At 69.0% G+C, this 10,578-nt stretch carries 11 protein-coding genes; 9 read left to right on the top strand and 2 right to left on the bottom strand.

Annotation, left to right across the window (positions count from 1 at the left end):
- Positions 1–621: a hypothetical protein gene (locus tag ACFQVC_RS41530; RefSeq protein WP_381841666.1), complete on the top strand. Its 621-nt coding sequence runs from the start codon at positions 1–3 to the stop codon at positions 619–621.
- Positions 622–694: 73 nt separating this feature from the next.
- Entirely contained in the window at positions 695–2,161 is a 1,467-nt protein-coding gene (locus tag ACFQVC_RS41525; protein ID WP_381841663.1) for a cation:proton antiporter, read from the top strand.
- Positions 2,162–2,201: 40 nt separating this feature from the next.
- Here the strand turns inward: ACFQVC_RS41525 and ACFQVC_RS41520 are convergent, their stop codons facing one another.
- Positions 2,202–3,437, bottom strand: a complete 1,236-nt coding sequence (locus ACFQVC_RS41520) for a cytochrome P450 family protein (protein ID WP_381841660.1) — start codon at positions 3,435–3,437, stop codon at positions 2,202–2,204.
- A 303-nt stretch (positions 3,438–3,740) separates the two neighbouring features.
- On the bottom strand, positions 3,741–4,685 hold the full coding sequence (locus tag ACFQVC_RS41515) for a ScbA/BarX family gamma-butyrolactone biosynthesis protein (RefSeq protein WP_381841657.1): 945 nt from the start codon (positions 4,683–4,685) through the stop codon (positions 3,741–3,743).
- Positions 4,686–4,821: 136 nt separating this feature from the next.
- On the opposite strand from ACFQVC_RS41515, the gene ACFQVC_RS41510 reads away from it, so the two are divergent.
- From ACFQVC_RS41510 to ACFQVC_RS41480, 7 genes are all read left to right on the top strand, one after another.
- Positions 4,822–5,511 carry a ScbR family autoregulator-binding transcription factor gene (locus ACFQVC_RS41510; protein ID WP_381841654.1) on the top strand — a complete coding sequence of 230 codons (690 nt, stop codon included), beginning with the start codon at positions 4,822–4,824 and terminating at the stop codon, positions 5,509–5,511.
- A gap of 65 nt (positions 5,512–5,576) precedes the next feature.
- On the top strand, positions 5,577–5,915 hold the full coding sequence (locus tag ACFQVC_RS41505; RefSeq protein ID WP_381841651.1) for a LysR family transcriptional regulator: 339 nt from the start codon (positions 5,577–5,579) through the stop codon (positions 5,913–5,915).
- Between the two features lie 168 nt (positions 5,916–6,083).
- Positions 6,084–6,704, top strand: coding sequence for an OvmZ protein (locus ACFQVC_RS41500; protein ID WP_381841648.1), 621 nt, complete (start codon positions 6,084–6,086; stop codon positions 6,702–6,704).
- Positions 6,701–6,922, top strand: a complete 222-nt coding sequence (locus ACFQVC_RS41495; protein WP_381841645.1) for a transcriptional regulator — start codon at positions 6,701–6,703, stop codon at positions 6,920–6,922. Before ACFQVC_RS41500 ends, ACFQVC_RS41495 begins: the two co-directional genes overlap by 4 nt.
- Positions 6,923–7,361: 439 nt before the next feature.
- Complete coding sequence (gene metK / locus ACFQVC_RS41490) at positions 7,362–8,567, top strand: methionine adenosyltransferase (protein ID WP_381841643.1); 1,206 nt, start codon at positions 7,362–7,364, stop codon at positions 8,565–8,567.
- A 79-nt stretch (positions 8,568–8,646) separates the two neighbouring features.
- The gene (locus ACFQVC_RS41485) at positions 8,647–9,630 is read left to right on the top strand and encodes a carbohydrate kinase family protein (protein ID WP_381841640.1); all 984 of its coding nucleotides are present in this window, start codon (positions 8,647–8,649) and stop codon (positions 9,628–9,630) included.
- Positions 9,627–10,578 (top strand): homocysteine S-methyltransferase family protein (locus ACFQVC_RS41480; protein WP_381841637.1); only part of this gene is annotated, 952 nt, incomplete at its 3' end. The genes ACFQVC_RS41485 and ACFQVC_RS41480, both read left to right, overlap by 4 nt.

Here is a 10,578-nt window from a genome sequence, read left to right as displayed (position 1 = left end):
ATGAGCTTCGACGACATCGTCAACGCCACCTACTGCCCCTTCGCGAAACCGTCCCGGATGGGCCGGCCCGTGACCCTCACCGCCGCCGGCCTCGACGGGGTGGAGAAGGAGCTGCGCGGACACCGCGACACCCTCGCCGACTTCTTCCGCACCGCCCGCGCCAAGCGGCTCGACGGCATGGTCATCACCTTCGACGAACCCACCATCGGCGCCAGTCTGGCGGCGCTCACCGTCCTCACCCGCCGCTTCTACACCACCCTCGCCGACCTGTACACAAGCGTGTACATCGACGAGGAACCGGTCCCCGACCAGCCGTGGTACGCCATGATCGAGGGCGAGCGGTTCTTCCTGGTGTCCTTCGCGCCCTGCTACCCGAGCCACTCGCCCCGGCACACCCACGGCGACCCGCGCACCTACTTCCTGCTGCAGCCCGCCAGCACCTTCGAGCGGCACACCGCCGCCATCGAGCGGCTCCGCCCCCGCATCCACCGCTCCTTCGAAGCCGCGGGCAAGCCCTACGACGCGAAGCTCGCCAACGTCGAGAACGACATGTTCAAGGCCGTCATGCCCATCGACCCGCTCGACCGGCACATCGCGTGGTGGGACGCGCAGGACAGCTGAGGCGACCGGCCGGCCCCCGCGCAGTCGGCGACGACCCGCCTCACAGACACCCCGTCAGACCCCGGAGTCCGCCATGCCGTTCGCCGCGCCGATACCGCCGCTCCCGGCCCACCAGCTGTTCGTCTTCCTGCTCCAGGCCGGCCTCCTGATCCTCCTCGCCCTGCTGTGCGGACGTCTCGCCGCCCGCTTCGGCATGCCCGCCGTGGCGGGTGAGCTGTGCGTCGGCGTGCTGCTCGGGCCGACCGTGCTCGGCAGCGCCGCGCCCCAGCTGTCCCAGTGGCTGCTGCCTCCGACGACCGACCAGTTCCATCTCCTGGACGCGCTCGGCCAGATCGGCGTCGTCCTGCTCGTCGGTGTCACCGGCATGGAGATGGACGTGGGCCTGATCCGCCGCCGCGGCGCCACCGCCCTGAGCGTCGGACTCGGCGGTCTGCTCCTGCCCCTCGGCCTCGGCGTCGCCGCCGGCTACGCCGCCCCCGGCAGCCTCATCCCGGCCGGCATCGGCCGCCCCGCGTTCGCCCTGTTCATCGGCGTGGCCCTGTGCGTCAGCGCGCTCCCGGTGATCGCCAAGACGCTCACCGACATGAATCTGCTGCACCGCAACGTCGGCCAACTCACCCTTGCCGCAGGCATGGTGGACGACATCATCGGCTGGATCCTGCTCTCCGTGGTCACCGCCATGGCCATGGGTGACGCCCGCCCCGAAAGCGTCGCCCTGCTCATCGGCGCCACGGTCCTCGTCCTGGCCGCCACCGCCCTTGTCGGCCGGCCCCTGGTGCGTCGTGTACTGCGGGCCACGGAGCGCTCCGAACCGGGCATCACCGTGGCCGCCGCCACCGCCCTGATCCTGCTGAGCGCAGCCGCCACCCACGCACTCGGCCTGGAGGCCATGTTCGGAGCATTCCTCGCAGGGATGCTCATCGGCTCGGTCGCGGGCTCAGGCGCGGGCTCGGTCGCGGGTTCCAGCTCCGGCGACGGCTCCGGTTCCCGCCCGGAGCCTGCCGCCGGTTCCGGCTCAAGGGGTGCCTCGGGGGACGTCTCCGGTGCCGGCTCGGGGGCCGTCCCCGTCCTCGCCCGTCTCGCTCCGCTGCGCACCGTCGTTCTTGCCGTGTTCGCCCCGCTGTTCTTCGCCACCGCGGGCCTGCGCATCGACCTGACCGCGCTCGCCGACCCGCCGGTCCTGGCAGCCGCCGTCGTGCTGCTGCTCGTCGCCGTGGTCGGCAAGGTCGCCGGTGCCTTCGCGGGGGCCCGCATCGGGCGCCTCGGGCCCTGGGAGTCCCTCGCGCTCGGCGGCGCCCTGAACGCCCGGGGTGTCATTCAGCTCGTCATCGCCACCGTCGGTCTGCGCATCGGCGTGCTCACGACCACGACGTACACGCTCATCGTGCTCGTGGCCATCGCCACGTCCCTGATGGCCCCGCCGATCCTGCGCTTCGCCATGCGCCGCGTCGAGCAGACCGCGGAGGAGGAGCTGCGCCGGCGCGAACGAACCTTTCTGCCGCTTCACCCCACCGAGGCCCCGGCGGACCCCAACCCGTGACAACTCCCGCGTCCCGCGCGGGAGTTGTCACGGACCGGAGTCACGGGCGGCCGTGCAGCCAGACCGGCACCTCCCGGTGACCGTTGGAGATGAACGAGGGCTGTGGCCGCAGCTGGCCGGCCGGCACGGCAAGCGTGAGCAGGGGAAAACTCTCGAACAGCGCGGCCAGCGCGACCTCGGCCTCGAGGCGGGCGAGCGAGGCCCCCAGGCAGTAGTGGGCGCCGTGTCCGAACGCGATGTGCTCACGACTGGTGGGCCGGGTGATGTCGAAGTGGTCCGGGTTGTTGTGGACGATCGGGTCACGCCCGGCGCCGGCGAACGAGATCACGATGGCATCGCCCTTGGGAATGCAGACCTCGCCCAGTTCGATGTCGTCCACGGCGAAGCGCAGAATGCCGTTCGCCCCCGACGGCTGCCAGCGCAGGGTCTCCTCGACCACATCGCTCCACGTGGCCTTGCCCGAGCGGACGAGTTCGAGCTGGCCGGGGTGGGTGAGGAGAGCGCTGATCGCGTTGTCGATCAGGTTGACGGTGGTCTCGTACCCCGCGGTGAGCAGCAGCGTGAGGCTGTCGACGAGTTCCTTCTCGCTGAGCGTGGCCTCGTCCGCCTGCCACGCTCTGATCAGGGCGTGCGTCAGGTCGTCGGTGCCGGTCTCCTCCTGCTTGATGGCGACGAACTTCGCCATGGTGGCGTACAGACTCATTCCATTGGCCTGCGCCTCCTCGACCGTCGCCGAGGTACGGAAGAAGCCCTTGATGATGGCGTGCAGATCCCCGCGCACCTCTTCCGGAACACCGAAGAGTTCACAGACCACCTGGTTCGGCAGCGGATGCGCCAACTCGGCCCGCAGATCGACCACTTGACGTACGTCGAGTGCGGCAAGCCGATTCAGTAAGTCGTCCGTGATCGCCTCGACACGAGGGCGCAGGGCATTCACCCGGCGCATGGTGAATGCCGTGGCCACCGGCTTGCGCAACCGGGTGTGGTCGGCGCCGTAAGCGGTGACCATGTTCTGCACCGAAACCCAGATGGACAGCGGCCACTCCGGGCCGACTTCGCCGTTGATCCAGGCCGGCCAATGCCGGTAGGCGTCCTTGGAGACCCGGGGGTCGGTCAGCAGTCGTCTGACGAGGTCATGGCTCGTCACCGACCAGGCCTGGACCCCGCCGGGTAATTCGACCTTGACCGCCCGTCCTTCTTTCCTTATTCGGGCGATCTCATGGTGCACATCGTGCCCGAGTGGATCTATGGCGATGGGACAACGCGTGACCGTCATGGCGAAGTGCCCCCTGGAGATCGGAATTTCGGATTCACGCTTTATTGAGCCCGAATGTAGCCCCGCCGCAGCCGACACCACCAGCCTTTCATCGAGGATTTCGCTCGACCGCGATTGCGTAAGGAGTGAAAGGTGAACTCGCCCATGATGAAGGGGCATTGCGAATTCTGTATTCCGCTTGCCTCCGAGAAAACCGGGCGCGCTCTTTTCTGGCCGAGGAGCGGCGATACCCGCGCTAATGCCGAAGCCACCCCCGGCATCCGTACGGGGGTGGCTCCTTGTATACGAGAACGGCGGGCCCGCCTACGTCACCGACCCGTTGACCAGAGCCGTGAACACGCTCCGGCCGTCCTGGTGGCCCGTGACCCGGAGGGGCACGATGCCGGGGGACAGCGGCGGGGCGGTGTCGACCTCTATCCAGCAGGGGGAGTTGAACTCGGCGTAACGCTGGTAGCAGATGTCGACGGAGGTCGGATACCAGGACCGGGGAAAGACGGTGGCCTGTGCAGCCTGGTGGGCCGCTTCGAGCAGCACCATGCCGGGGATGTGGTCCACCGTGTGGTCGAAGAGGGTCTCGTTGCGCGGGTCTGCGCGCAGCTGCCAGCGGCGTGCGCGGGCGGAGGGGGCGAGGACCACATCGACCGGGTCGACCCGGTGCACCCGGCGTGGATCGATCGGCGGGCTCACCGGCATGTCATCGGGCTCGGCCGTGATGCGGATGCCGCGTATCCGGCGGTAGACCTCGGGTGCCGTGCACTGCAGCCGGCCGCCGCCGCTCGCGATGACTCCGACGCCGTTGTGCAGGGTCATCTGGCAGACCATCCCGCCGATGCCGGTGCCGCGTCTGCGTATCCGCGAGCAGGTGACGTCCAGGGTGAGGTCGGTGGTGGGAGTGCCGAGACGGAGCAGGATCGGGTTCGCCGTATAGGTCAACTCCGAGATGAGGAAGGTGTGGTCGGCCGGAACGTGGAACTCGGCGTGCGCGAGAAGGATCGCCGCCTGCCGGAAGGTTTCGGGAACCAGCGTCGGTGAGTACTTACCGTGCAGCGGCGCATAGAACCTGTGGTTGACCGGCCACTGCACCCCCAGCGAGAAGTGCGTATCGTCCCGTCGCAGCCAGCGGACGGGCATCACATCCCCTGAGGTGGAGCGGTGGACGATCTCCTTGGCGACCGTCGGTGCCTCGAACTGCTCTGTATCGAGGCATAAGTTGTCCGGATAACTAGTGGTTCGAGTAGCCCGGTTCATGAGTCCCCCCGAGAAACACTGTCGGCTACGAGTCGCTGAGAGGTCACAAGATACGTGCATGGATGTATGATTCGCAATAAGGATTGCTGGCGACCCCGGCGATCGGGTCGGTGCGGGGGAGAAGTGGGAGTGGCGAGTGGCGCAACAGGAGCGATCTACCAGAACTCGCCGGAAGATCGTGGAGGCCGGCGGAGCCGTCTTCGCGCAGCGAGGGTTCGAGGGAGCCGTGATCTCCGATGTGTACGCGAAGGTCGGAGTGACCAGAGGGGCCTTCTACTACCACTTTTCCTCCAAGGAGGATCTCGCCGAGGCGGTGCTCGAAACCCAGCGGGGTGGTGAGCAGTACCCGCTGATTCCACGGGAGATCAAGCTGCAGGAGTTCGTCGACGCGGGCATGGTCTTCACCGTGCGGCTGCGCAAGGACCGGCTGCTGCAGGGCAGTGTCCGGCTCGCCGTCGAGAAGGCCTCGCACAGCCTGGACCGGAGCAAGGCGTTCGAGGCCTGGGTCACGCACAACATGCGGGGCCTGACCGAGGCCAGGGAGCGCGGCGAGCTGCATCCGCATGTCCAGCTGGACGATGTCGCCGTGATGATTGCCGGGGCCTACACCGGGATCCAGCTGATGTCCGAGGTCATGGACGACCGGCGCGATGTGGAGCGGCGGGTGTCGGTGTTTCTGCAGCATGTGATGCCCACCATCGCGCTGCCCGGAATCCTCGCCCGCCTCGACATGGCGGCGGACCGCGGGGAGCGGGTCATGGCCGAGCTTGAGGAACTGGGCGAACTGGGCGAACAGGGCGCGAACGGCACGTCCTTGGCCCCCTGACCGCTGCTACGCTCACGATATTCGTGTAGCAGCGCACTTTTTAGCAGACGGCTAGGGAGGTCGTCGTGCAACTTCAACAGTTACGCACCTTCCGTGAGGTGGCGGCCGAGCTGAGCTTCACCCGCGCCGCACAGAAGCTGCACTATGCGCAGTCCAGCGTTACTGCGCAGATCAAAGGCCTGGAGGAGTCCGTCGGCGTGCCGTTGTTCTGCCGGACGGGGCGCCAGATCACACTGACGGAAGCCGGCGCGCGACTGCTCCCGCACGCCGATCTCATCATCAAGATCGCCGATGTGGCCCGACGGGACATGGCTCGGTTCTGTGAGCCACAACCCCACGCCCACCTGCGAGTTCCCCGCCAGCGCCCGCTCTCGGGAGCGGGCGGGTACCCCCCGAAACCCTGAGCCGCCAGGCTGATGTGCCAAAGATGCCATCGAAAGCTTCGATGGCACGTAGCAAACGTACAGGCACGCATGTTTTGGTGAACCTAACGGCCAAGTCCATCGATGGATGGCCGGGATCGTGTGCATACCCGGTGCCGGACAGCCGGCACAGAAACTCGGGGGACCGACATGGGTCAGCGGACAGACTCCCTGGACAGGACGCCCACCCGGCCGTCCGGCAGCCGGCACGGTCAACCCCTGGGCCTCAAGGCGGACTTGTGCGCCCTGCTCGAGGCCTACCGGGAGAGCGACCACTATCTGGTCTCGGCCCCGCTCGGCCTGCGGGAGCGGGTCAGCGGCAGCCGCGCCAGGGGCATCGTGCTCGACGACCGGGCGATGACGGTACGGGCGGAGCTGGCGGAAGTCCTCGCCTCCTGGGCGCGCCTCGTCGTGGACGAGCGACAGGTCCCCGGGCCCGGCGGCCCCGGAGTGGTCGCCCTCGTACGCTTCCTCGGCCGCCATCTGGACTGGCTGGCCGCGCACCCCGCGGCCGCCGACCTCGGCGAGGAACTGGCCCGGCTGCTGCAGTCGTTCGACACCCTCATCGGCTCCGGGGCCATGCGGCGCATCCCGCTCGGCGACTGCCCGCGGCAGGACTGCACCGGCACGCTGTACGGAGTGCCGGCGACCGCCGGACGTGACGCCGCCCCCGGCCGCGTCACCTGCGAGTCGGGACATCTGCTCCCGCCGCAGCACTGGCTCCTCGCCGCCGACCGCATGCGGTGCTCAACGGCCGGATCCGGGCGATGAGTTACCCGCCGGGCCGGCGCACCGTTCCCACCGAACTCGCCGCGCTCGCCATGGGAGTGAGCGCGGCCACCATCCGCAAGTGGGCCAGCAGGGGAAAGCTCACCCGCTACGGCGGCCCCCAGCGCGCGGAATACGACCTCGACGAACTCTTCCGGCTTTCCACGGCGACACAGCTTCCTGGCCCCATGGGCACCGGCCACCAGAATCCCCAGGAGTGAATCGGCGCGGACGGTGAGAAGGGGTATCCCAGAACGATTACCCCTGTTATCCCGAGTTCCGGGCGGACGCGTCACCGACGTCGTCCGTCATAAGCCCGCATGCCCTTCCTGAAATTCACTCAGGCGCGCCTTCCCGGCCTTCTCCGCTGCCCCGCGCCATTCTCAACTCCCTTATTCTCCAGCCCGGTTGACCGGCGCGAAACGGTGTGTCACGCTTCTCGTGACGCACACCCCTGCCCTGATGGCATTCAGTGTTCCAAAGCCCCGGGCGGTGTGGTCCCGGCCCTCTCGCGAGGTCCTTGCCTTCTTGCGAACCCATGGCATTTATCCGCCCAGCGATATCTGCCCAGCGGCTGCCCGACTCCCCTGATTCACAGGCCGTTCCGGTCGCTTTCGCTGCGCCGCCGCCCTCAGGCCCACCTCTTCCCCTAGGAGCGTCGTGTCCCGTCGTCTGTTCACCTCAGAGTCCGTGACCGAAGGGCATCCCGACAAAATCGCCGACCAGATCAGCGACACCGTCCTCGACGCCCTCCTGCGCGACGACCCGGGCGCCCGGGTCGCTGTCGAAACCCTCCTCACCACCGGCCAGGTGCACCTCGCCGGAGAGGTCACCACCACCGCGTACGCCGACATACCGAGCCTCGTGCGGAACAAGGTCCTGGAGATCGGCTACGACTCGTCCGTGAAGGGCTTCGACGGGGCGTCGTGCGGCGTGACGGTGTCGATCGGCGCGCAGTCCCCCGACATCGCACGCGGCGTCGACACGGCGTACGAGAAGAGGGCGGGCGCCGAGGACGCCCTCGACGCGCAGGGCGCGGGCGACCAGGGCCTGATGTTCGGGTACGCGTGCGACGAGACGCCCGAGCTGATGCCGCTGCCCATCCACCTCGCCCACCGTCTTTCGCAGCGCCTCTCGCAGGTCCGCAAGGACGGCACCGCGCCGTATCTGCGTCCCGACGGCAAGACCCAGGTCACCATCGAGTACCTCGGCAGCCGGGCGATCCGCCTCGACACCGTCGTGGTCTCCTCGCAGCACGCACAGGGCATCGACCTGGACACGCTGCTCGTCCCCGACATCCGCCAGTTCGTCGTCGAGCCGGAGCTGAAGCAGCTCGCCGACGACGGCATCAAGCTGGACACCGACGGCTACCGCCTCCTGGTCAACCCCACAGGCCGGTTCGAGATCGGCGGCCCGATGGGTGACGCCGGCCTGACCGGCCGCAAGATCATCATCGATACGTACGGCGGCATGGCCCGCCACGGCGGCGGCGCCTTCTCCGGCAAGGACCCCTCCAAGGTCGACCGCTCGGCCGCCTACGCCATGCGCTGGGTCGCCAAGAACATCGTCGCCGCGGGCCTCGCCACCCGCTGCGAGGTCCAGGTCGCGTACGCCATCGGAAAGGCCCAGCCCGTCGGTCTGTTCATCGAGACCTTCGGCACCGCCCTGGTGGCGAGCCGCCGTATCGAGGAAGCCGTCGCGGAGACCTTCGACCTGCGCCCCGCCGCGATCATCCGCGACCTCGACCTGCTCCGCCCGATCTACGCCCAGACCGCGGCGTACGGCCACTTCGGCCGCGAACTGCCCGACTTCACCTGGGAGCGCACCGACCGCGCGGACGCCCTGCGCCAAGCCGCGGGCCTCTAGCCGCGGCCTGTCATCGCGCCCGTAGGGGCGCCCGTAGTCGCCCACCCACCCGACCGGCAGCGGTTAAGGAGTGAACGCCGTGCGTATGGCCATTACCGGTTCGATCGCGACCGATCACCTGATGGTGTTCCCCGGCCGCTTCGCCGAGCAGTTCCTGACCACGCAGATCGAGCATGTCTCCCTGTCCTTCCTCGCCGACCGCCTCGACGTCCGCAAGGGCGGCGTGGCCGCGAACATCTCCTTCGGGCTCGGCCTGCTCGGACTGCGGCCCGTGCTCGTCGGCGCGGCGGGCGTCGACTTCGCCGAGTACGACGGATGGCTGCGCGGAGCCGGAGTGGACACGGCGTCGGTCCGGGTCAGCGAGACCCTGCACACCGCCCGCTTCGTGTGCACCACCGACATCGAGCAGAACCAGATCGCGACCTTCTACGCCGGTGCCATGACCGAGGCACGCCACCTCGACCTGCACCAAGTGGCCCGCAGAACAGCCATGTTGGGCCTGGTCCTGATCGGCGCCGACGACCCCGAGGCCATGCTCAGGCACACCGCCGCCGCACACGCCATGGGCCTGCCCGTGGCGGCGGACCCCGCCCAGCAGCTGGCCCGGCTCGACGCCGCACAGACCCGGACCCTGGTGGACGGCGCGCAGCTGCTGTTCACCAACGCCTACGAGGCCGCTCTGCTGCAGGAACGCACCGGCTGGAGCGAACAGGACGTCCTGGCGCGCGTCGGCACCTGGATCGTCACGCACGGCGCGGACGGAGTGTCGATCACCACCCGCGCCGCCGGCCGCCGGGACATCCCCGCGGTCACGACGGACGCCGCCGCCGACCCGACCGGCGTCGGCGACGCCTTCCGCGCCGGATTCCTCGCGGGCCGCGCCTGGCACCTGCCGGACGAGCGCGCGGCCCAACTCGGCTGCGCCCTGGCGACGGTGGTACTCGAATCCGTCGGCACACAGGAGTACAAGCTCCTGGCCGCGGATCTGCTCGCCCGCATCGACCGGGCGTACGGCAGCACCGCCGCGCACGAGATCGAGCCCCATCTGGCAGGTGTGTCATGACGGCGGACACGCGAACTGCCGCTCTGCGTACGGCCCTTGCCACCCGGGTGGTGGTGGCCGACGGGGCGATGGGCACGATGCTTCAGGCGCAGGACCCCACCCTTGAGGACTTCCAGCAGCTGGAGGGCTGTAACGAGATCCTGAACGTCACCCGGCCCGACATCGTCCGCTCGGTGCACGCCGAGTACTTCGCCGTGGGCGTCGACTGCGTCGAGACCAACACCTTCGGGGCCAATTCCGCGGCCCTGGGGGAGTACGACATCCCGGAGCGGGTCTTCGAGCTGTCCGAGGCCGGTGCGCGGATCGCCCGCCAAGTGGCCGACGAATACACCGAGTCCAGCGGTCAGGAGCGCTGGGTCCTCGGCTCGATGGGTCCCGGCACCAAGCTGCCGACCCTGGGCCATATCGCCTACACCACGCTCCGCGACGGCTTCCAGGCGAACGCCGAAGGCCTGATCGCCGGTGGCGCCGACGCGCTTCTGGTGGAGACCACCCAGGACCTGCTGCAGACCAAGGCGGCCCTGCTCGGCGCCCGCCGGGCCCTTGAGGCGAGCGGTACGGAGCTGCCGCTGCTGTGCTCGCTGGCGTTCGAGACGACCGGCACGATGCTGCTCGGCTCGGAGATCGGTGCCGCTCTGACGGCCCTGGAGCCGCTCGGTATCGACATGATCGGCCTCAACTGCTCGACGGGTCCGGCCGAGATGAGCGAGCACCTGCGCCATCTGGCCCGCCACTCACGTATCCCGCTGCTGTGCATGCCGAACGCCGGACTGCCGGTGCTGACCAAGGACGGTGCGCACTTCCCGCTCGGCCCGGAAGGCCTGGCCGACGCGCAGGAGACGTTCGTCGGCGAGTACGGCCTGTCTCTGGTGGGCGGCTGCTGCGGCACCACGCCCGAGCATCTGCGGCAGGTGGTGGAGCGGGTGCGCGGCCTGGCCCCGAGTGAGC

It is taken from the genome of Streptomyces monticola (assembly GCF_042665355.1).
Classification (GTDB): domain Bacteria; phylum Actinomycetota; class Actinomycetes; order Streptomycetales; family Streptomycetaceae; genus Streptomyces; species Streptomyces monticola.
This window is presented reverse-complemented; position numbering and strand designations above follow the sequence as displayed.